The sequence below is a fragment of the Kitasatospora sp. NPDC043950 genome (assembly GCF_056435345.1).
The window spans coordinates 1-21,910 of record NZ_JBWKER010000059.1 but is presented as its reverse complement, the minus strand read 5'-3'; the positions used below and the strand labels follow the sequence as shown (position 1 = coordinate 21,910).

Annotated in this window: 16 protein-coding genes and 1 pseudogene; 4 read left to right on the top strand and 13 right to left on the bottom strand. The window is 71.5% G+C overall.

Translation table 11 applies throughout. The features are described from left to right. The first annotated feature begins 88 nt into the window (after nt 1-88). Nucleotides 89-1,147 (top strand): DNA integrity scanning diadenylate cyclase DisA, encoded by a 1,059-nt coding sequence (gene disA, locus AC07BF_RS31245; RefSeq protein ID WP_063351299.1) that lies wholly within the window; start codon nt 89-91, stop codon nt 1,145-1,147. Nucleotides 1,148-1,366: 219 nt separating this feature from the next. On the opposite strand, the gene AC07BF_RS31240 is transcribed toward disA, so the two are convergent. Then, nucleotides 1,367-2,239 (bottom strand): hypothetical protein, encoded by an 873-nt coding sequence (locus AC07BF_RS31240; RefSeq protein WP_478334230.1) that lies wholly within the window; start codon nt 2,237-2,239, stop codon nt 1,367-1,369. A 194-nt stretch (nt 2,240-2,433) separates the two neighbouring features. Between AC07BF_RS31240 and AC07BF_RS31235 the strand changes: the two genes are divergently transcribed. Next, nucleotides 2,434-3,381, top strand: coding sequence for an HhH-GPD family protein (locus tag AC07BF_RS31235; protein WP_400809970.1), 948 nt, complete (start codon nt 2,434-2,436; stop codon nt 3,379-3,381). Between the two features lie 71 nt (nt 3,382-3,452). Here AC07BF_RS31235 and AC07BF_RS31230 read toward each other — a convergent pair whose 3' ends face one another. Continuing rightward, entirely contained in the window at nt 3,453-5,054 is a 1,602-nt protein-coding gene (locus tag AC07BF_RS31230) for an MDR family MFS transporter (protein WP_363589021.1), read from the bottom strand. Nucleotides 5,055-5,273: 219 nt separating this feature from the next. Between AC07BF_RS31230 and AC07BF_RS31225 the strand changes: the two genes are divergently transcribed. Continuing rightward, on the top strand, nt 5,274-5,909 hold the full coding sequence (locus AC07BF_RS31225; protein ID WP_363589019.1) for a TetR/AcrR family transcriptional regulator: 636 nt from the start codon (nt 5,274-5,276) through the stop codon (nt 5,907-5,909). A 36-nt stretch (nt 5,910-5,945) separates the two neighbouring features. Here AC07BF_RS31225 and AC07BF_RS31220 read toward each other — a convergent pair whose 3' ends face one another. Then, nucleotides 5,946-6,878 carry a M23 family metallopeptidase gene (locus AC07BF_RS31220; RefSeq protein ID WP_478334229.1) on the bottom strand — a complete coding sequence of 311 codons (933 nt, stop codon included), beginning with the start codon at nt 6,876-6,878 and terminating at the stop codon, nt 5,946-5,948. 373 nt (nt 6,879-7,251) lie between these two features. Between AC07BF_RS31220 and AC07BF_RS31215 the strand changes: the two genes are divergently transcribed. Further along, on the top strand, nt 7,252-8,445 hold the full coding sequence (locus AC07BF_RS31215; protein WP_478334228.1) for a threonine aldolase family protein: 1,194 nt from the start codon (nt 7,252-7,254) through the stop codon (nt 8,443-8,445). Between the two features lie 99 nt (nt 8,446-8,544). Here AC07BF_RS31215 and AC07BF_RS31210 read toward each other — a convergent pair whose 3' ends face one another. The 10 genes and pseudogenes from AC07BF_RS31210 to AC07BF_RS31165 all read right to left on the bottom strand — a co-directional run. Beyond that, entirely contained in the window at nt 8,545-10,902 is a 2,358-nt protein-coding gene (locus AC07BF_RS31210; RefSeq protein ID WP_400809974.1) for an immune inhibitor A domain-containing protein, read from the bottom strand. A 341-nt stretch (nt 10,903-11,243) separates the two neighbouring features. Continuing rightward, nucleotides 11,244-13,763 (bottom strand): ATP-dependent Clp protease ATP-binding subunit, encoded by a 2,520-nt coding sequence (locus tag AC07BF_RS31205; RefSeq protein ID WP_350878400.1) that lies wholly within the window; start codon nt 13,761-13,763, stop codon nt 11,244-11,246. A 650-nt stretch (nt 13,764-14,413) separates the two neighbouring features. Further along, complete coding sequence (locus AC07BF_RS31200; protein ID WP_350878401.1) at nt 14,414-14,764, bottom strand: histone-like nucleoid-structuring protein Lsr2; 351 nt, start codon at nt 14,762-14,764, stop codon at nt 14,414-14,416. 91 nt (nt 14,765-14,855) lie between these two features. Further along, nucleotides 14,856-15,392 carry an amino-acid N-acetyltransferase gene (locus AC07BF_RS31195; RefSeq protein ID WP_350878402.1) on the bottom strand — a complete coding sequence of 179 codons (537 nt, stop codon included), beginning with the start codon at nt 15,390-15,392 and terminating at the stop codon, nt 14,856-14,858. A 10-nt stretch (nt 15,393-15,402) separates the two neighbouring features. Beyond that, on the bottom strand, nt 15,403-15,840 hold the full coding sequence (locus AC07BF_RS31190) for a BlaI/MecI/CopY family transcriptional regulator (RefSeq protein ID WP_363589010.1): 438 nt from the start codon (nt 15,838-15,840) through the stop codon (nt 15,403-15,405). A 262-nt stretch (nt 15,841-16,102) separates the two neighbouring features. Beyond that, complete coding sequence (lysX, locus tag AC07BF_RS31185; RefSeq protein WP_478334227.1) at nt 16,103-17,659, bottom strand: bifunctional lysylphosphatidylglycerol synthetase/lysine--tRNA ligase LysX; 1,557 nt, start codon at nt 17,657-17,659, stop codon at nt 16,103-16,105. A 94-nt stretch (nt 17,660-17,753) separates the two neighbouring features. After that, nucleotides 17,754-18,494: a hypothetical protein gene (locus AC07BF_RS31180; RefSeq protein ID WP_363589008.1), complete on the bottom strand. Its 741-nt coding sequence runs from the start codon at nt 18,492-18,494 to the stop codon at nt 17,754-17,756. A gap of 156 nt (nt 18,495-18,650) precedes the next feature. Continuing rightward, the gene (locus AC07BF_RS31175) at nt 18,651-19,436 is read right to left on the bottom strand and encodes a type III pantothenate kinase (protein ID WP_363589006.1); all 786 of its coding nucleotides are present in this window, start codon (nt 19,434-19,436) and stop codon (nt 18,651-18,653) included. 30 nt (nt 19,437-19,466) lie between these two features. Further along, entirely contained in the window at nt 19,467-20,438 is a 972-nt protein-coding gene (gene nadC / locus AC07BF_RS31170; RefSeq protein WP_063348830.1) for a carboxylating nicotinate-nucleotide diphosphorylase, read from the bottom strand. Nucleotides 20,439-20,442: 4 nt separating this feature from the next. Further along, nucleotides 20,443-21,756, bottom strand: a pseudogene (locus AC07BF_RS31165) (L-aspartate oxidase); the annotation flags it as partial. Nucleotides 21,757-21,910: the final 154 nt, after the last annotated feature.

Sequence of the window (21,910 nt, the reverse complement as noted above, 5' to 3'; positions counted from 1 at the left end):
GCGAGGCGCGCGGCACGGGGTCGACCGGAGGAGTCACGTGGCAGCCAGCGACCGGGGGGCGGACAAGGCCTCCCGTGAGGAGGCCCTGCTGCGGGCCTCCCTCAGTGCCATCGCACCCGGCACGGGGCTGCGCGACGGCCTGGAGCGGGTGCTCCGGGCCAACACCGGCGGCCTGATCGTGCTCGGTTTCGACAAGACGGTCGAGTCGATCTGCACCGGCGGCTTCGTCCTGGACGTCGAGTTCACCGCGACCCGGCTGCGCGAGCTGTGCAAGCTGGACGGCGCGGTGGTGCTGGACAAGGACATCACCAAGATCGTCCGGGCCGGCGTGCACCTGATGCCGGACTCCACCATCCCCACCGACGAGACCGGCACCCGCCACCGCACCGCGGAGCGGGTCAACCGGCAGACCGGCTTCCCGGTGGTGGCGGTCTCGCACTCGATGCGGCTGATCGCGATGTACGTCAACGGCACCCGCCGGGTGCTGGAGGACTCCACCACCGTCCTGTCCCGCGCCAACCAGGCGCTGGCCACCCTGGAGCGCTACAAGCTGCGGCTGGACGAGGTGGCCGGCACGCTGTCCGCGCTGGAGATCGAGGACCTGGTGACGGTCCGGGACGTCACCGCCGTCGCCCAGCGGCTGGAGATGGTCCGGCTGATCGCCACCGAGATCGCCGGCTACGTGCTGGAGCTCGGCATCGACGGCCGGCTGCTCTCGCTCCAGCTGGACGAGCTGATCGCGGGCGTGGAGCCGGAGCGCGAACTGGTCGCCCGGGACTACTTCCCGGAGCGGGCCGCCAAGAAGGGCCGGACGGTCAACGAGGTGCTGGCCGACCTGGAGGCGCTCACCCACGCCGAGCTGCTGGACCTTCAGACGGTCGCCAAGGCGCTCGGCTACTCGGGCTCCCCGGAGTCGCTGGACTCGGCGGTCTCGCCGCGCGGCTACCGGCTGCTGGCGAAGATCCCGCGCCTGCCCAACACAGTGATAGAGCGCCTGGTCGAGCACTTCGGCGGCCTGCAGAAGCTGCTCGCCGCCAGCATCGACGACCTGCAGACGGTCGAGGGCGTCGGCGAGACCCGGGCCCGCTCGGTCCGCGAGGGCCTGTCCCGGCTCGCCGAATCGTCCATCCTGGAGCGCTACGTCTGACCCGGCGCCACGTCCGGCCTGACGCACCGCCGCGCACGGCCCCCGGGGAACGCCCCGGGGGCCGTCGCGCACCCCCGCCGAGTCCACCCCCGCCGAGCCATCCCGACCGACGCACCTCGACCAGCGCACCTCGACCAGCGCACGCTGGCCGGCCCGTGAGACGCCGAAGCCCCCGGCCGCGTCGGCCGGGGGCTTCGAGTCGAGTCGAGTCGAGGGGGCTCAGCTGTCCAGGCGGATCGAGGAGCGCGCCGAGACCTGGCCGCCGGAGAGCCCGGTGAGGTCGGCGACCACCAGGTAGGTGCCCGCCGCGGGGGGCGCCGGGTCGGCGGTGGCGCACTGCGGCTTGCTGCGGCTGCGGTCCCAGGTGAAGGTCTCGGTCAGGCCGTTGTTGGCCGGGATCTGCACCCAGCTGCTGCCGCGGTCGGACGGGCAGTCGCCGGAGGACCAGACCCGGTCGCCGTTGCTGGCGGTCACGGTGATCGCGGAGGCCGTCCGGCCCAGGTCCACCCGGCAGTTGGCGCCGGAGGCGTTCTTCACGGTGAGCGAGAGCCGCGGCTTGTCCTTGGGCTGGTACGAGTTCTGCGCGCTGGCCAGCTCTAGGGTGACCTGCGAGGAGACGCAGACCGGAAGCGCCATCACCTCGGGCGTGTTCACCACCGGGGCGCCGCCGCCCGAGCCGCCGGAACCGCCGGCCGCGGCGCCGCCCGCCGCCGCACCGCCACCCGTGCCCCCGCCGGTGGCAGGAGCCGGGTTGGCGCCGCCGCCGGTGCCGCCGGTGCTGAGGCTGACCTCGCCGCCGCCGGAGCCGGCCACCGGGCCGCCGCTCGCGTTGCCGCCGCTGCCGCCGCCGGGGCGCGCCGCGGGGCCGCTCGGGGACGCGCCGGGTGTGATGGACTGGGCGGGGGTCTGGCTCTGGGACGGAACGGCCTGCGCGGCCTTGCTCGATGAGCTGCCGTCACCGCCCCCGTCCTGATCGATCATCAGCCAGGCGATCAGGGCGGCGACCGCCGCGACGGCGACGAGCACGACGACGCGCCGACGCCAGTAGATCGAGGCCGGCAGCGGTCCCACGGGTTGACGCAGAGAGGGCACGCCCAAACTCTACGAGACTGTGTGTGCCGCTTGACGCACCAACACCGCACAGTCGCCCCTTCCTTCACATGATCCGCCATTTGCGCCGTTCGAGGGAGCTTCGAAGCGGTGGTTCTCCGGGAGATCCGCAGGGATATCCGGAGTTCTTTTCTCCGCTTCGGTCGCGCCCGTCGACATGGGAGGATCGAAGGGCCATGGCTGCCATCACTGTCACCCCCGCCCCCGTCCCCCCGGCAGGCGCCGCGCCGGACGCCGTCCGGCTTTCGATGCCCCTGCCGCTGCTGCACGCGACCGTCCTCGACTGGTACGAGGCCGACAAGCGCGACCTTCCCTGGCGGACGCCCGAGGCGACGCCCTGGGCGATCATGGTGAGCGAGTTCATGCTCCAGCAGACTCCGGTGAAGCGGGTGCTGCCCGCCTGGGAGGCGTGGCTGACCCGCTGGCCCACCCCGGCCGACCTCGCGGCCGAGGCGCCCGGCGAGGCGGTCCGGATGTGGGGCCGGCTCGGCTACCCGCGCCGCGCGCTGCGGCTGCACGCGGCCGCGGTGGCGATCACCGAGGAGCACGGCGGCGAGGTGCCGGACGACCATGCCACCCTGCTCTCGCTGCCCGGGGTGGGGGAGTACACGGCCGCCGCGGTCGCCTCCTTCGCCTTCCGCCAGCGGCACGTGGTGCTGGACACCAACGTCCGCCGGGTGTTCGCCCGCGCGGTGTCCGGCGTCGAGTACCCGGCCCAGGCCACCACGGCCGCCGAGCGCCGGACGGCGACGGCGCTGCTGCCCGACGACGCCGAGACCGCGGCCACCTGGGCGGTCGGCGTGATGGAGCTGGGCGCGCTGGTCTGCACCGCGCGCGGCCCGGAGTGCGGGGGCTGCCCGCTGTTCGCCCACTGCGCCTGGCAGCGGGCCGGCCGCCCGCCGTACGAGGGCCCGGCCCGGCGCGGCCAGACCTACGAGGGGACGGACCGGCAGGTGCGCGGCAAGCTGCTCGCGGTGCTGCGGGAGTCGCACGGCTCGGTGCCGCAGGCCCGGCTGGACGCGGTCTGGCCGGACGCGGTGCAGCGGGCCCGGGCGCTGGACGGCCTGGTCGCGGACGGCCTGGTGGAGCCCGTCGAGCAGGGCGTCTACCGGCTTCCCCAGTAGTCGGCCACGAACGCGGGACGGCGCCCCCGGAGGAGTCCTCCGGGGGCGCCGTCGTGTCGGCGGGAGGGCGGTCAGACGGCCGCCGCCTCCAGCGAGGCCTCGGCGGACTTGTCCGCCTTGCCCGTGCCGGTGCCGCGCAGCGGCACCTCGCGCATGAACACCGCGGCGGCGATCGCGACCACGGCCACCCCGGCACCCCACAGGAAGACGGTGTGCATGCCGTTGGATACCGCGTGGTGGTAGGCGTCCTGGATGTTCTCGGGGAGCTTGCGCAGGTCCGCCGGGCTCATCTGGCCCGGGTCCTTCACGCCGCCGCCGGCCGCCGCGTGGTCGCCCAGCCGCTCCTTCATGGTGTCGGTGACCCGGTTGTTGAACAGGGCGCCGAACAGCGCGACACCGAAGGAACCGCCGATGGTGCGGAACAGGGTGGCGGTGGAGCTGGCCACGCCCATGTCCTTGAGCTCGACGCTGTTCTGCGCGACCAGCATGGTGATCTGCATCAGGAAGCCCATGCCGGCGCCGAGCACGACCATCCAGCAGGCGGAGGTGAAGCTGCTGGTCGTGGTGCCCATGGTGGAGAGCAGCACCATGCCGACGGTCATCACGATGGTGCCGATGATCGGGAATATCCGGTACTTGCCGGTCTTGGTGACGGCCTGGCCGACCACCAGCGAGACGACCAGCATGCCGAACATCATCGGCATCAGCAGCAGGCCGGAGTTGGTGGCCGAGGCGCCCTGGACGATCTGCTGGTAGAGCGGCAGGAAGACGGTCGAGCCGAACATCACGAAGCCGACGATGAAGCCGATGATCGAGACCAGGGTGAAGTTCAGGTTCTTGAACAGGCTCAGCGGCAGCATCGGCTCCTGCACCCGCTGCTCGACGTAGCAGAAGGCGATCAGCGTCGCGGCGGCGAGCGCGGCGAGGCCCAGGATCTGCTTGGAGCCCCAGTCGTACTGCTGGCCGCCCCAGGTGGTGATCAGGACGAGCGAGGTGATGCCCGTCGTGAGCAGGATGGCGCCCCAGTAGTCGATCCGGGCGTTGTTGCGGACCTTCGGCAGCTTCAGGGTGACGACGACCACGGCGAGCGCGATCACGCCGAGCGGCAGGTTGATGTAGAAGGTCCAGTGCCAGCTCAGGTGGTCGGTGATGAAGCCGCCGACCAGCGGGCCGCCGATGGTGGCGAGGGCCATGACCGCGGCGAACATGCCCTGGTACTTGCCGCGGTCACGCGGCGCGACCAGCGCACCCATGATCGACATGACGCCGACCATCAGACCGCCGGCGCCCAGGCCCTGGAGGGCGCGGAAGCCGATCAGCTCGTTCATGTTCTGCGACAGGCCGGACAGCGCCGAGCCCACCAGGAAGATCACGATCGAGGTGAGGAAGGTGCCCTTGCGGCCGTAGAGGTCGCCGAGCTTGCCCCAGATCGGGGTGGAGGCGGCGGTGGCCAGGGTGTACGAGGTGACGACCCAGGACAGGTGCTCGGCGCCGCCGAGGTCGCCGACGATGGTCGGCATCGCGGTGCCGACGATCAGGTTGTCGAGCATGGCCAGCAGCATGGTGACGACCAGGCCGACCATGACGAGGCGGATCTCGCGGGGCGACCGCGGCTGCTCCTCCTCGGCTGACTTCTCCTCCGGTACCGGGCCGGTGGTCTTGGACTGTGACATGAGGTGGTGTCTCCCGGAGGGGTTTTTCGGACGGGCGGAGGCCGCGCAGTGATTCACTTACTTGACGCCCGGCTAGTTTGTGGACCGTCGGCACGGTAAGTTGTTTACTAGCCGGTCGTCAAGCCAGTTTCCCGCCCGGCTGCCTGGGCAGGGAGAATGGGCCCGGGGCGGACGCCACCGGGGTCCGCAGCAGTCACCGACGCACTCATGAGGCAGGCCATGGGCACTCCGCACAGCCCCCGCAGCGACACGCGGTCCCGCATCATCGAGGTGTCCCTGGAGCTCTTCTCCGAGCAGGGCTACGAGCAGACCTCGCTGCGCGAGATCGCCGACCGCCTCGGTGTCACCAAGGCCGCGCTCTACTACCACTTCAAGACCAAGGACGACATCGTCCTGGGCATCGTGGAGCGGATGGCCGCGCCGATCGACGAGACCATCGCGTGGGGCCGGCAGCAGTCCTGGAGCCCGGAGATGCGCGACGAGCTGATCCGCCGCTTCGCCGACGGGATGGCCGAGCGGGCGCCGCTGCTGCGCTTCTTCCACGAGAACCAGCCCGCGCTGCGCGAGTCCGCGGCCGGGCTGGCGTTCAAGGACCGCATGATCACGATGATCCAGCTGGTGCACGGGCCGGACGCCGACTTCCGGGAGCGGCTGCGCGCCACGATGTCGCTGTTCACCGTCCACTCGGCGATGTTCCTGCTCAAGCAGGACGCCGCGGACTGCGACCACGGCGACAACGTGTGGGGCGAGTCCTCGCCGCCGGCGGCCACCCTGGAGGAGGCGATCGGGGCGGCCCGGGAGGTCGCGCTGGAGATCGGCGGCCGGATCGGCCACCCGGCCCCCGCCCACTCCTAAGCGGACGGGCGGGCGGACCGGTGGCTGGGGCCGGGCTCAGAACGCGGTGACGCCGTGCCCCGCGAGGTACGCGATCGGGTTCACCACCGCGCCGTAGCGGTTGCTGGTGCGGATCTCGAAGTGCAGGTGGGGCCCGGTCGAGTTGCCGGTGCTCCCGGACCGCCCGATCTGCTCGCCCGCCGACACCTGCTCCCCCGGCGAGACCCCGAGCGAGGACAGGTGCGCGTACTGCGCGTAGTGCCCGTCCTCCAGCCGCAGCACGACCTCCTTGCCGTACGAGCCGTCCCAGCCGGCCGACACCACGGTCGCGTTCCCGACCGCCAGCAGCGGCGTGCCCGGGTCGACCGCGAAGTCCACCCCGGTGTGGTACCCGGCGGCGTACTCGGAGTTGGCCACCCCGTACGGGTTGCTGGTCGGCGCGTCCGGCACCGGGGCCGACCACTCCGGAGCCGGAGCCGGGGCCGGAGCGGGCTCCGGTGCGGGCGCGGCCTCGGGCTCCGTCGCGGGGGCCTCGGCCGGCGCGTCGGCGACGGGCGGCTCCACCGGCAGCAGGTTGGCGGCCACCGCCACGAACTCCTGCGCCGAGTCGCCGTCGTTCGGCAGCCGGTACGGGCTCGGCCCGGCCACCTGGACCAGCCCCGGGCTGGGCACGGCGGCCTGCGGCGCGGTGAAGGCCGAGCTGCCGGGCGTGGTGGGCCGGACGGTCTGCGCCGAGGCGCTGCCGGGCGCGGCCACCAGCAGTGCGCCGGCGAGCAGCACCGCGGCCGCCCCGGCGGCGACCACCGCGCGCTCCCGTTCGGCCTGCGGGTGCCCGCCGGGCAGCGGGTGCCGGGGCGCGGCGAGCGCGCGCAGCGGCGCGGCATGGGTGCGGGCGGCATGGCCGAGCCGGGGCTGCCAGGCCGCCGCCTGGGCCGCCGTTCGGGCGGCGAGCCGGCGCAGGACCGGCCCCACGGGCGGGACAGAGGACATCGGTAGCCGTACCTCACGGTGGACGAGGGCAGCACGAAGTGCCCGTTCGGGCGCGTGCTGAGCGGGGGACCACTCAGGTGTAACGGTCACCGAGCGGAGTCCCAAACGGCGTGACGTACTACGGCGTGTAGTCAGCGTCGCGCCGGAGATTCAAGCTGACGGAGTAATGATCATGAGATCCGATCGTCTACCACCGGCCTGTGGCGGGCCGCCCGCGCCCGCGGCCGGGCTACTACCGCCGGTCGTACCGCGCCCGACGGGAGCCCGGCCGGTGTGACCAGCGCCATGCCCGTCCGGGGTTTGGGTCGGCCGCGCACCCCTTTCCGCCGTCCGCCCCGCTGACCTGGCGGGCCCGCTGGGGGACCATCGACGCATGTATGGCAACAGGAGCGAAGACCTCGACGGCAATGACCGCCCGAGCCTGCCGGACCGCCGCTTCGCCGCCCTGCGCGGCTGCGAGCGGATCCTGTCCGGCGACCGGCCGCAGAGCATGCGCGAACGCCTCGCCGCCCTCGCGGGGGAGGGCGGCGGCCACGACCTGGACCACCGCCCGGACCAGTACGGCGACGGCGTGGTCCGCACCCTCGAACGCACGGTCGCCGACCTGCTCGGCACCGAGGACGCGGCCTTCTTCCCCACCGGCACCATGGCCCAGCAGGTCGCCCTGCGGATCCACGCCGAGGCGGCCGGGCTGCGCACCGTCGCGACCCACCCGCTGGCCCACACCGACCAGCACGAGCGGCACGCGCTCGGCGTGCTGACCGGCCTGCGCAGCGTCTGGCCGACCATGGCCCCGCGCCAGCCCACCGTCGAGGAACTGCGCTCCTTCGACGAGCCGTACGCCGCGCTCAGCCTGGAGCTGCCGCTGCGTGAGGCCGGCTTCGTGCTGCCCGACTGGGCGGCGCTGGCGGCGCTGGCCGGGGTCGTCCGGGAGGAGTGCGGCGCGGCCCTGCACCTGGACGGTGCCCGGATCTGGGAGTCGGTGTTCCACCTCGGGCACCCGCTGCCGGAGATCGTCGCGCTGGCCGACTCGGTCTACGTGTCCTTCTACAAGACGCTCGGCGGCATCAGCGGCGCCGCGCTGGCCGGTTCGCGGGGCTTCGTCCGCACCGCCAGGGCCTGGCGGCACCGGTACGGCGGCCAGCTCTACCAGCAGTGGCCGGTGGCTCTCGCCGCGCTGGCCGGGCTGGACGCCCGACTCCCGCTGCTGGAGCGGTACGTGACGCACGCCAAGGTGGTCGCCGAGGCGCTGGACGCGGCCTTCGCGGCGGTCCCGGGCGCCCGGGTGCACCCGGCCCCGCCGCACACCCACCAGTTCCAGTTCTGGCTGCCGTACGCCGCCGGGGAGTTGGACGAGGCCGGGCTGGGGCTGGCCGAGGAGACCGGGGTCGCCCTGTTCGGCGGCTGGCGCGAGCGGGACCTGCCGGGCCTGGCGATGACCGAGGTCACGGTGTCGGCGTCCGCGCTCGACTGGACGGCGGCGGACGTCGCCGAGGCGGCCGCCGCCTTCCTGGACCGGCTGCCGGCCCGGGGCGCCGGGGCCGGTGGGAGCCGCAGCGGGGCCTGACCGGAAAGCGTCCGGCCCGCCCCCGCGCGATGCGGGGACGGGCCGGACGTGGTGGGTCAGAACCGCCTGGTCACAGGCTGATCGCTACTGCTCGACCGATCAGTTGTCGACCGGGCGGACCCGAATCCAGGTCTCCAGGTAGTTCGAGGACTCGTTCTCGACCTCGATGCTGGTACCGGTCTTCGGGACGTCCACGCCGCTGTACGGGTTGTCCTTGGACCACCACGACTTCAGGTCCGAGAACTCGTCGACGCCCTTGGCCTTCGGGACGACCGTCTCGACGCCGTTCTTGTGCAGGGTCAGCTGGCTGGTCTTGCGCGAGCCGAAGGTCGAGTCGTAACCCTGCATGCGCGGACGCAGCAGGGCGCCGTCGCTCCACTTGAGCGGGGTCGGGTGCGAGTCGATCGGCAGGATCAGACCGTGGCCCGGGTGGGCGCTGACGTTGTTGTTGGGCTGCGACTCGTCCCAGAACCAGATCAGCAGACCGGGCTGGTACGGGTAGTACTCGACCCACTTCGGCCGGCTGTTGCCCCAGCCGAAGTTGTACGGGCCGGTCTTCAGGGTCTGGTCGAAGGAGACGTACTGGCGGTTCTCCGCGATGTAGTACTGCCCGTAGTCCTTGGTGTAGCTGCCGGCGAAGCGGGTGAAGCCCTTGGCCACCCAGCCGTTGTCACCGTTCTCGACGTCGTCGCTGAAGACCGTCGAACCGTCGGCGGTCACCGAGATGTCGTCGACGGCGAAGCCGCGGTAGTGCAGGCCACCGTCGGTGGTGTTGTGGAAGCGGACCTTGACGGCCTTGCCGGCGTAGGCGTCCAGCGAGAAGGACACGTCGCCCCAGGCGGCGGTGAGACCGGTGAGGGCCGCGCGGCCGCCGGCGTCCTTCGTGATCGGCTTGCCGTTCCAGGTGCCGTCCAGGGCGGTCCAGTTGGTGCCGCCGTCGGTGGAGACCTCGGCGAAGGCGTAGTCGAAGTTCGCCTCCAGCTCGTACCAGGCCTTGGCGTTCAGGCTGGCCTTGGTCTTGCCGGTCAGGTCGATGTCACGGGTGAGCGTGACGTTCAGGTTGTCGTCGCTGCCGCTCCACCACTCGCTCTTGCCCGAAGCGGGCTTGTTGATGTCGGTGGGGATGGTCTTCTTCGGCAGCTCGACGACCAGGGCCTGCGGGAGGCTGCTGTTGTACTCGACCGGGCCGATGTGGTGGGTCGACTCGGTGCCGGCCTTGGCCTTGTCGAACTTCAGCCAGCCGAGCTTGAGCTTGCTCCAGGCGTCGAGGTCGTTCGGCATGTCGCCGATGGCGCCCTTGCCCTCGCCGAGCCAGGAACCGGAGGACATCAGCGACCAGAAGCCGACCGAGTTGTCGATGCCGGTGCCGGCGGTGTCGTAGAGGTCCGGCAGACCGAGGTCGTGGCCGTACTCGTGGGCGAAGACGCCGAGGCCGCCGTTCTCCGGCTGCATCGTGTAGTCGCCGATCCAGAAGCCGGAGTCGCCGACCTGGACGCCGCCGAGCTTGTTGTCGGCCGGGCCCGCCTGGCCGTTCAGGTTGCCGTAGGCGTACGCGCGGTGGGCCCACAGGGCCTTGCTGCCCTGCTTGCCGCCGCCGGCCGACTTGTCCTCACCGGCGTGCACGATCTGGAAGTGGTCGATGTACCCGTCGGGCTGGTTGAAGTTCCCGTCGTTGTGGGAGCCGTAGCGGTCCCACTGGTCGTACGACGCCAGGGTGGCCTTGAGCTGCTCCTTGGTCTGCCCCTTGGCCAGCTGGTCCTTGTACCAGATGTCCACGGCGTCGCGGATCAGGTCCTGGGCGCTGTCGCAGACGTTGGAGCCGCAGTAGTCCGAGCCGTACCGGGCCTCGTTCCACGGCACCCGCACCCAGTCCGAGACCACGCCGTCGACCGAGTAGCGGCCCGAGGACTGCTTCTCGTAGAAGGTCTTCAGCGAGGGCTTGTCCTTGGAGAAGTACAGCTCCTGGAAGTGCTGCTGGTTGTAGTCGGCCTGCCAGGCGGTCGAGTTGTCGTTGGCGCGGTCCGGCTTCTCGATCTCGTTGTGCTTCGGGCCGGGCTCACCGCCGTACATGACCTTGCCGTCTTCGGTCTTGGTGGTGTTGTCCACCTGGTCGCCGAAGTCGACGAGGATGGTGAAGATCTTGTCCGTGCGCTCGCGACCGAGCTCCACGTACTTGTCCTTGCCCAGCTTGATGCTGCTGCTGCCGTTGTGCTGCTCGACCTGGGCGGTGCCCGCGATCAGCTGCTCGGTGGCGGCCTTCTGCTCGGCCTCGACCTTCTCGGTCAGCGGGCCCGGCAGGTTGTGCTCGATGTTGGCGGACTGGACGGCGTCGGCCGGGTCCCTGGGTGCGGGAGCCGAGCCCGCGGCGACGGCGGTGGCCGGGAACAGGCCCGCGCCGAGCGCGACTATGACCGCTGCGGCCGTGGCAGCCGCAGCGGATCTCCTGATGTTCTTCAAAGTTGTGACGTCCTCCCCGACCGGGGCCAGCTCTTGGCCAAAGCCCGGCAAACCAAAATGAAAGACAGGTGGACGTCATTTGATACAAGCGTGGACAGAAAAGATAGCCCTTGACCATGACATGGCCACGGCGCTATCCTGCGCAACTTCCGATCAGCTGACCATATGTCAACCGTATGTCCGTTAAAGCTTACTGAGAAATCGGACGCACCCGCACCAGCCCGCCGCGAGGCCATCCGCCCTCGCCCACGGGCGCCCCCGGTCCGGCCGGCCGGAACGCGCCGAGCCCCCGGCGCGGACGCCGGGGGCTCGGTAGCTGTGAAGTTGTCTGTTAAATGTTGCTACTTCGTCAGGTCCGGGCCGGACGAGGCGACCGCGGCCGGGGTGTCCGCGACGGCCGACTTCTCCTCACCGCGGAAGGTGAACTTGGCCTCCTTGCCCTCACCCTCGACACCGACGACCACGATGTGGCCGGCCCGCAGCTCGCCGAAGAGGATCTTCTCGGAGAGGTGGTCCTCGATCTCGCGCTGGATGGTGCGGCGCAGCGGCCGGGCGCCCAGGATCGGGTCGTAGCCGCGCTTGGCCAGCAGCTTCTTGGCCTCGACGCTGAGCTCCAGGCCCATGTCCTTGTCCTTGAGGCGGCCGTCCACCTTCTCGATCATCAGGTCGACGATCTGGATGATGTCTTCCTCGGACAGCTGGTGGAACACCACGATGTCGTCGACGCGGTTCAGGAACTCGGGGCGGAAGTGCTGCTTGAGCTCCTCGCCGACCTTCGCCTTCATCCGCTCGTACCCGGTCGTGGAGTCACCCGTGGCCGCGAAGCCCAGGTTGAAGCCCTTGGAGATGTCCCGGGTGCCGAGGTTGGTCGTCATGATGATGACGGTGTTCTTGAAGTCGACCACGCGGCCCTGGGAGTCGGTCAGGCGACCGTCCTCCAGGATCTGCAGCAGCGAGTTGAAGATGTCCGGGTGGGCCTTCTCGACCTCGTCGAAGAGGACGACGGAGAACGGCTTGCGGCGGACCTTCTCGGTCAGCTGGCCGCCCTCCTCGTAGCCCACGTACCCGGGGGGCGAACCGAAGAGCCGGGAGACGGTGTGCTTCTCGGAGAACTCGGACATGTCGAGCGCGATCAGCGCGTCCTCGTCGCCGAAGAGGAACTCGGCGAGCGTCTTGGACAGCTCGGTCTTACCGACGCCGGACGGGCCGGCGAAGATGAACGAGCCGCCGGGGCGCTTCGGGTCCTTGAGGCCCGCACGGGTGCGCCGGATGGCCTGGGAGAGCGCCTTGATGGCGTCCTTCTGGCCGATGACGCGCTTGTGCAGCTCGTCCTCCATGCGCAGCAGCCGCGAGGTCTCCTCCTCGGTCAGCTTGAAGACCGGGATGCCGGTGGCGGTGGCCAGGACCTCGGCGATGAGCTCCTCGTTGACCTCCGCGACGACGTCCATGTCGCCGGCCTTCCACTCCTTCTCGCGCTTGGCCTTGGCCTGAAGGAGCTGCTTCTCGTCGTCGCGCAGGGACGCGGCCTTCTCGAAGTCCTGCGCGTCGATCGCGCTCTCCTTCTCGCGGCGCACGTCGGCGATCTTCTCGTCGAACTCGCGCAGGTCCGGCGGCGCGGTCATCCGGCGGATGCGCATTCGGGAGCCGGCCTCGTCGATCAGGTCGATCGCCTTGTCCGGCAGGAAGCGGTCCGAGATGTAGCGGTCGGCCAGGGTGGCGGCGGCGACCAGCGCGGAGTCCGTGATGGAGACCCGGTGGTGGGCCTCGTAGCGGTCGCGCAGACCCTTGAGGATCTCGATGGTGTGCGGCAGCGACGGCTCGGCGACCTGGATCGGCTGGAAGCGGCGCTCCAGCGCGGCGTCCTTCTCCAGGTGCTTGCGGTACTCGTCCAGGGTGGTCGCACCGATGGTCTGCAGCTCGCCGCGGGCCAGCATCGGCTTGAGGATGCTGGCGGCGTCGATGGCGCCCTCGGCGGCGCCCGCGCCGACCAGGGTGTGCAGCTCGTCGATGAACAGGATGATGTCGCCGCGGGTGCGGATCTCCTTGAGCACCTTCTTCAGGCGCTCCTCGAAGTCACCGCGGTAGCGCGAGCCGGCCACCAGGGCGCCCAGGTCCAGCGTGTAGAGCTGCTTGTCCTTGAGCGTCTCCGGGACCTCGCCCTTGACGATCGCCTGCGCCAGGCCCTCGACCACGGCGGTCTTGCCCACGCCGGGCTCGCCGATCAGGACCGGGTTGTTCTTGGTGCGGCGGGACAGCACCTGCATGACCCGCTCGATCTCCTTCTCGCGCCCGATGACCGGGTCGAGCTTGGCCTCGCGGGCGGCCTGGGTGAGGTTGCGGCCGAACTGGTCCAGGACCAGCGAGGTCGACGGGGTGCCCTCGGCGGGCCCGCCGGCCGTGGCCGACTCCTTGCCGCCGCCGGTCTGGTAGCCGGAGAGCAGCTGGATGACCTGCTGGCGCACCCGGTTGAGGTCGGCGCCCAGCTTGACCAGGACCTGGGCGGCGACGCCCTCGCCCTCGCGGATCAGACCGAGCAGGATGTGCTCGGTGCCGATGTAGTTGTGGCCGAGCTGCAGCGCCTCCCGGAGCGACAGCTCCAGGACCTTCTTCGCCCGCGGGGTGAAGGGAATGTGGCCGGACGGGGCCTGCTGCCCCTGGCCGATGATCTCCTCGACCTGCTGGCGCACGGCCTCAAGGGAAATCCCGAGGCTCTCCAGGGCCTTGGCGGCGACGCCCTCGCCCTCGTGGATCAGACCCAGGAGGATGTGCTCGGTGCCGATGTAGTTGTGGTTGAGCATCCGGGCTTCTTCCTGAGCCAGGACGACAACCCGCCGCGCGCGGTCGGTGAACCTCTCGAACATCGTTTATCGCTCCTCAGAGCGGTCGGGCAGTTCGGGGTCGGTCCCCGCCCTGTCCTTCCGCATGCTAGTCCCGCTCAGCGGCGCGGCCCACGGATTCACTCCCCGGTACGGGAGCGAGATGCTGCGCGACCAGCCGACACCAATCCCAACCTGATGCTGGGAAACGGTGTTCCCACAGGTAGCCCGGATGCACCGGATACCGCTACGCCATCGGCGAACAAGAGCCGCCGGGGCGGAGCCGGGCCGTCTCCGGCCGGTCACGCATACTGCCCCTGGACGGGTCGAAGAACCCGTCCACCTGCATTCATACCCGGTATCGGGGCGCTTCTCGCGCAGTTTCCGCGGTGGCGGTGTTCGCCTGGCGAGAAGTCGCGTCGCGGCGACGGCGGTTCGGCACGGCCGGTGCGGCAGGTACGCCGCCCGGTGGTGCCGGCGTTACCGCTTCGCCCTTACAGCGTTGCACAGCTCGTGATTGTTCCGCCGCCCGAGTCCGCGCCCCGGACGCCCCCCGGTACCGGTGGCCCTGCGGCCCCCGGGGTGCGCGCCGCGGGGCGCGGAGGAGAGTCCTCCGCGCCCCGCGCGTGTGTCGTCGGCGCCGTGTGCGGCCGCCGGGGCCCCGCATCCGCTCCGGCGTTCCGGCGGCGCCGGGGTCAGGACGCGTTGGCCTTGTCGTAGGCCTCGCGGACGGTGCTCGGCACCCGGCCGCGGTCGTTGACCTCCATGCCCTGCTCCTTGGCCCACGCGCGGATCTTCGCGGTGTCCGGCGCGCTGCCGGAGGGGCGCGGCGCGGTGCCGCGACCCGGGCGCCGCGGGCCGGCGAGCCGGCCGCTCTGCTTGCGGCCCTTCTCCACGTACGGCGCCAGCAGACCGCGCAGCTTGTCCGCGTTGACGCTCTTCAGGTCGATCTCGTAGGCAACGCCGTCGAGCGCGAACGTCACCGTCTCGTCCGCCGAACCACCGTCGAGATCGTCTTCAAGAATGACCTGCACCCTCTGTGCCACGGGCTTCCCTTTCCGCTAAACGACCCATTGCCTAAGGAAAGGAAAGCGCCTTTCTCCGGAAAACACAAACCCTTGACCGGCGCGGAGCCGCTCAGAGGTGCAGCAGCATGCGCGAGTTGCCCAGTGTGTTGGGCTTCACCCGCTCCAGGTCAAGGAACTCCGCGACACCTTCATCGTACGAGCGGAGAAGTTCTTCATAGACATCCGTAGCGATCGCCGCCGGGTCTGTCGTACCATCATCGGTTTCCTGAAGCTCTCCGATCTCGACGAAACCGTGTTTCGCGAAGAACGGAACCTCGAACGTCAAGCAGAAAATCCGACGGACGCCGAGCCAGCGCGCGGTCTGCAGCAGCTTCTCCAGCAGCAGATGTCCGACCCCGAAGCCCCGGCAGGACGGATCGACGGCGAGCGTGCGGACCTCGGCCAGGTCCTCCCACATCACGTGCAGGGCGCCGCAGGCCACCACCGCACCGGTGTCGTCGCGTTCGGCGACCCAGAACTCCTGGACGGATTCGAACAGTGTGACTGTGGGCTTGTCGAGCAGAATGCCGTCGCGCGAGTAGGCGTCGATGAGCCCGCGTACGGTCCGCACGTCCGTGGTCCGCGCACGGCGGATGGTGACCTCCATGGCCGGGACGTTATCGTGTCGCGCCCGGCGGGGTCTCCCCGGTATCCGGTCCCGGCTCCGCGGATTCGGCGGGGGGCGGATCCGGCGGGAACAGAGCGGTGACCCGCAAGGCGTCCCGCAGCGCCTCGCGCTGCCCGGGCGACATCAGGCCGAAGAAGTGCACCAGGGCCGCGGCCGGATTGTCACTGGTGGCCCACGCGTCGTTCATCAGCGCCGCGGTGTACGCCTCGCGGGACGAGACCGGTTCATATCGATAGGCCCGGCCGACCCGCTCGCGGCGCAGCCAGCCCTTTCTGTGGAGCTTGTCCAGGACGGTCATCACCGTGGTGTACGCGATTTCGCGTTCCGACTGCAGATCCAGGAGAACCTCGCGAACCGTCACCGGCCGGTTCCACTGCCACACCCGGGTCATGATGGCGTTCTCAAGTTCACCGAGTTGCCGGACCATAGTGCGGCCAGGATAGGGAGTGAATGGGGCAAATCTTGTGAAGTGCGCCAAACCGGCGCGCCGCCACCCCCGGAATCGGGAATGGCGGCGCGCCGGTGGTTCGGCGGCTGACGGTGTCAGTCGCGGGTTCGCTCGCGGGTCAGTCGAGGTCTTCCTTGGCCTTCTGGGCTCCGCCCTGGCTGCGGATGATGGCCCGCACCAGGAATCCGAAGCCGATCGCCATGACCAGCGGCGGCACGATCGCGCTGACGTAGTCCATCAGTCACTCCTCCTCGGTCTTCTCCGCCGTCGCGGCGGAAGCCTTCGCCTCCGGCTTCACCAACGGGAAGAGCACGGTCTCCCGGATGTTCTTGCCGGTCAGCAGCATGATCAGGCGGTCCACCCCGAGGCCGAGGCCGCCGGTCGGCGGCATCGCGTACTCCAGGGCCCGCAGGAAGTCCTCGTCGATCTGCATCGCCTCGACGTCGCCGCCGGCCGCCAGTAGGGACTGCGCGGTCAGGCGGGCGCGCTGCTCGACCGGGTCGACCAGCTCGGAGTAGGCGGTGCCGATCTCGGTACCGAAGATCACCAGGTCCCACTTCTCGGCCACGCCCGGCACCGAGCGGTGCTGGCGGGTCAGCGGGGAGACCTCGGTCGGGTAGTCCTTGATGAAGGTCGGCCGGACGGCGTTCTCCTCCAGCAGGCGCTCGACCATCTCCAGCACGATCTGACCGTGGCCCCAGTCCTTGTCGAACGGGATGCCGTGGTCGAAGGCCAGCTTGCGCAGCTCCTCGACGCCGGTCTCCGGGGTGACCTCGACGCCCAGGCGGGCGGAGATGCCCGGGTAGACGGAGACCTCCTCCCACGGCTCGGCCAGGTCGATCTCGTGCTCCACGTCGTGCGCGTCCAGGCCCTTGATCACCGTGGTGCCCAGCGCGTCCCGGGCCGCGTTGACGATCGTCTCGCGGATCAGCTCGGCCTGGGTGTCGTAGTCGCCGTACGCCTCGTACGACTCCAGCGAGGTGAACTCCGGGTTGTGGGTGGAGTCCGCGCCCTCGTTGCGGAAGTTGCGGTTGATCTCGAAGACCTTCTCGGCGCCGCCGACCACCAGCCGCTTGAGGTACAGCTCGGGGGCGATGCGCATGTAGAGGTCGATGTCGTACGCGTTGATGTGCGTCTTGAACGGGCGGGCGTTGGCGCCGCCGTGCACCGGCTGCAGCATCGGGGTCTCGACCTCGATGTAGCCGCGGTCCTCGTAGGTGCGGCGGATCGAGCGGACCACCTTGCTGCGCAGGTGCAGGATCTCGCGGGCCTCGGGGTTGACGATCAGGTCGACGTACCGCTGGCGGACCCGGGCCTCCGGGTCGGTCAGGCCCTTGTGCTTGTCCGGCAGCGGGCGCAGGCACTTGGCGGTGAGCTCCCAGCGGTCCACCATCACGGACAGCTCGCCGCGCTTGGAGGTGATCACCTCGCCCTCGACGCCGACCTGGTCGCCCAGGTCGATGTCCGTCTTCCAGGCCGCCAGCCGCTCCGCTCCCAGCTTGTCCAGGGAGAACATCACCTGGAGGTCGCCGGTGCCGTCGCGCAGCGTGGCGAAGCAGAGCTTGCCGCCGGTGCGGGAGAGGATCACCCGGCCGGTGACGCCGGCCCGCTCACCGGTCGCGGTGTCGGGTTCCAGGTCCGGATGCTTGGCGCGCAGGTCCGCGATGGTGCTGGTGCGGGGGAAGCCGACCGGGTAGGGGTCGACACCGGCCGCCCGGAGCCGGTCCAGCTTCTCGCGCCGGACGCGCATCTGCTCGGGAAGGTCGTCGGTCGCGGGGATGGGGCTCTGATCGCTCACCCCACAAGGGTAGCCAGCCACACACCGTGCTCCGCCACGGGATAACGCAGGAGGGGGGCCGCGTCGGCGGTCCCCCTCCTCGGGTGCGGGCGGCTCAGCCGGTGCCGGTGGCGAGTTCGATCTCGTCCGGGTCCGGCGCGGCCGGGGGCGCGGGGTGGGCGGGGGGCTTGGGGCGGCGCCCGAAGAGTTCGGCCGGGGTGGGCATCCGGTGCGGGCGGGGCGGGTTCTGGGGGGCGGTGGGCCGCTCGGCGGGGGAGTCGGTGCTGCTCATCGTGATCCGTCCTCCAACAGGGGTGGGGAGACTGCTCGGGGGTGCGGCGGGGCTCGGTACGACGACGAGGTGGCGGGGCTGCCCGGTGGTGAGGGCGAGCCGCTCGCGGACGGCGGCCTCGGCCAGCGCGTGGCAGCGGCCGGCCAGCCGGGAGCGGCGGGCGCGTTCGCCGTGGCCGCACGGCTGGCGGGTCAGCCCGCGCAGCGCGGTGAGGTCCTCCGGGCCGGGCAGGTAGCCGTCGGTCACGGCTTCCTCCAGGCGTTCCAGGTAGCCGGGGGCGCTGCCGGGCAGGGCCGCCCGGTAGCGCCCGAGGTCGGCGAGCAGGAAGGCGCGCAGCCGGCCGCCCTCCTGGACGGCCTCGTCGATCGCCTCGGTCAGACGCAGCGCGTCCTGGACGTCCTCCGCCCACAGCTCGGCGCCCGGGCCGGCGAACACCGGACGGTCGGGGAGCTGGAGGTGGACGGGGACGGCGGGGTGCAGGGCTTGGGCGAGGGCGCGGCGCAGCACGCGGACTTCGTCGGCGCTGAAGGCCATGCCGCCGCGCGATCCGTGTGGCGTAGGCATGGGCTGACACTACGTGAGGAATATCCGATTTGTCGGTAGCGTCGCGCCGACGCCCCACGTTCGGCCCGGCGGAATCGGCCGCGGGAGTGGGGGAGGACGCGCGTCGGCGCCCCCCGGACGGACCGGGGGGCCCCGACGGTGGGCCCCGGGGGCCGGTCAGGCCGGGCGGTTGCGCTCGAAGACCAGGCGCAGGCCGATCAGGGTGAGCCAGGGCTCGTGGACGTCGATGGTGGAGGCCTCGCCGAGGACCAGGGGGGCCAGGCCGCCGGTGGCGATCACCTGGACGTCGTCCGGGTCCTTGGACAGCTCCTTGGCCATCCGGTCGACCAGGCCGTCGACCTGGCCCGCGAAGCCGTACAGGATGCCGGACTGCATGCCCTCGACGGTGTTCTTGCCGATCACGTTGCGGGGCCGGGCCAGCTCGATCTTGCGCAGCTGGGCGCCGCGGACACCGAGCGCCTCCACCGAGATCTCGATGCCGGGGGCGATCGCGCCGCCCACGTAGTCGCCGCGGGCGTTGACGGCGTCGAAGGTGGTGGCGGTGCCGAAGTCGACCACGATGCACGGGCCGCCGTACAGGTGGTTGGCGGCCAGGGCGTTGACGATCCGGTCGGCGCCGACCTCCTTGGGGTTGTCCATCAGGACGTGCACCCCGGTCTTCACGCCGGGCTCCACGATCACCGCGGGGACGTCGCCGTAGTAGCGGCGGGTCACCTCACGGAGCTCGTGGAGCACGGCGGGAACGGACGAGCAGATCGCCAGGCCCTCCACCGTGGCCTCCCGGACCGCGGTGTGGTTGCCCATCAACCCCTGTAGCAGCACTGCCAGTTCATCGGCCGTGCGGCGCGAATCGGTCGAGATCCGCCAATGTTCCACCACGTCCTCGCCGTCGAACAGGCCGAGCGTGGTCTGGGTGTTGCCGACGTCGATGGTGAGGAGCATGGGGCGCTTTCTGCGAGTCGGGACGAGAGGTCAGGCGCGCAGGTCGAGGCCGATGTCCAGGATCGGCGAGGAGTGGGTGAGCGCGCCCACCGCCAGGTAGTCGACACCAGTCTGGGCGACCTCGCGCGCGGTGGCCAGGGTCAGGCCGCCGGAGGCCTCCAGCTTCGCCCGGCCGGCCACCAGCTCGACGGCCTCCTTCAGCTGCGGGACGGTGAAGTTGTCCAGCAGGATCAGGTCGGCCCCGGCCGCCAGTACCGGCGGGATCTGCTCCAGGGTGTCGACCTCGATCTCGACCGGCAGGTCGGGGTAGGCGGCCTTGACGGCCCGGAAGGCCTCGGCGACGCCGCCGGCCGCGACCACGTGGTTGTCCTTGACCAGGGCGGCGTCGGACAGGGCCATCCGGTGGTTGGCGCCGCCGCCGCAGCGCACCGCGAACTTCTCCAGCGCGCGCAGGCCCGGGGTGGTCTTGCGGGTGTCCCGGACGACGGCGCCGGTGCCCTCCAGGGCGTCGGCCCAGGCGCGGGTCGCGGTGGCGATGCCGGACAGGTGGCAGAGCAGGTTGAGCGCGCTGCGCTCGGCGGTGAGCAGGTCGCGGGTGCGGGAGCGGACCGACAGCAGGACCTGGCCGGCCTCGACCCGGTCGCCGTCCTGGACGTGCCGCTCGACCTCGAACTCCTCCTCGCAGATCAGCGAGACGACCGCCTCGGCGATCCGCAGGCCGGCCACCACGCCGGCCTGGCGGGCGGTGAAGTCGGCGGTGGCGACGGCCTCGGCGGGCACGGTGGCCACCGAGGTGACGTCCTCGCCGCCGGCCAGGTCCTCGGCCAGTGCCAGGGTGGCGATGTCCTCGACCTCGATCGGGTCCAGTCCGGCCTGCTCCAGGAGCTCGGCCAGCTGCGGGTCCAGGCCGGTCTCGTAGCCCTCGCCGTCCCCGCAGGCGCAGCCGTCGCCGCAGCCGCCCTGGGCGTCGGCCAGGGGGAGTTCCTCGTGGGAGTGGGTCATGGTTCTACTGCTCCTCAGGGGTGCTGACGGGGCCGCCGGAGGCGGTGAGGGTGGTGATCAGGTGGCGCCGCCAGTGGGCGTCGTCGCGCTCGGGGAAGTCCTCGCGCCAGTGGCAGCCGCGGGTCTCCTCGCGCTGCGCGGCGGCCGCGACCAGCGCGGTGGCGACCAGCAGCAGGTTGGCGGCCTCCCAGGTCTCCACCCGCGGGTCGGCGGGCTTCTCCTCGGCGACGTGCGCGTGGGCCTGCTCGGTGAGCAGGGCCAGCCCGGCGGCGGTGCCGGCCATCGTGGCGGCCGAGCGCAGCACGCCCGCGCCGCGCGACATCAGCCGCTGGATCTCGGCGCGCGACTCGGGGGCGGGCAGCGGCACCGGCCGTGCGGCGCGGGCGGCGGCGACGTCCACGGCGCGCTCGGGCAGTGCGCCGCGGCGGTGGCGGTCGGCGAGGTCGGCGGCGATCCGCTCGGCGAAGACCAGGCCCTCCAGCAGCGAGTTGGAGGCCAGCCGGTTGGCGCCGTGCACCCCGGTGCAGGCGACCTCGCCGCAGGCGTACAGGCCGGGGACGCTGGTGCGGCCGTGCCGGTCGGTGCGGATGCCGCCGGAGGCGTAGTGCGCGGCCGGGGCGACCGGGATCGGCTCGGTGACCGGGTCGATGCCGTGCGCGCGGCAGGAGGCGAAGATGGTCGGGAAGCGCTGCTGCCACATCTCGGCGCCGAAGTGCCGCCCGTCCAGGTACATGTGCTCGGCGCCCTGCTCCTGCATGCGCCGGGTGATCGCCTTGGCGACGATGTCGCGCGGGGCCAGTTCGGCCAGCTCGTGCTGCCCGAGCATGAAGCGGGTGCCGTGCGCGTCCACCAGGTGGGCGCCCTCGCCGCGGACCGCCTCGGAGACCAGCGGCTGCTGGCCCTCGGCCTCCGGGCCGAGCCAGAGCACGGTCGGGTGGAACTGGACGAACTCCAGGTCGGTGACGGCGGCGCCGGCCCGCAGGGCGAGCGCCACGCCGTCACCGGTGGAGACCGCCGGGTTGGTGGTGGCGGAGAAGACCTGGCCCATGCCGCCGGTGGCGAGGACCACCGCGCGGGCCCGGACGGCGCCGACGCCGTCGCGCTGGCCCTCGCCCATCACGTGCAGGGTGAGGCCGGCGGCGTGCCCGTCGGCGTCGGTGAGCAGGTCGAGGACGAGGGCGTGCTCGATCAGCTCGACGCCGGGGTCGTTGCGGACGGCTTCCACCAGGGCGCGCGATATCTCGGCGCCGGTGGCGTCCCCGCCGGCGTGCGCGATCCGGCGGCGGTGGTGGCCGCCCTCGCGGGTGAGCAGGATCTCGGGGGGGGGGGGGGGGGGGGGGGGGGGGGGGGGGGGGGGGGAGGGGGGGGGGGGAGGGGGGGGGGTGTGGCCCCCCCCCCCCCCCCCCCCCCGCGCCGATGATGATCAGCGCCGCGATGCCGAGCCCCCAGGACACCGCCTGCGTCTCGCAGGC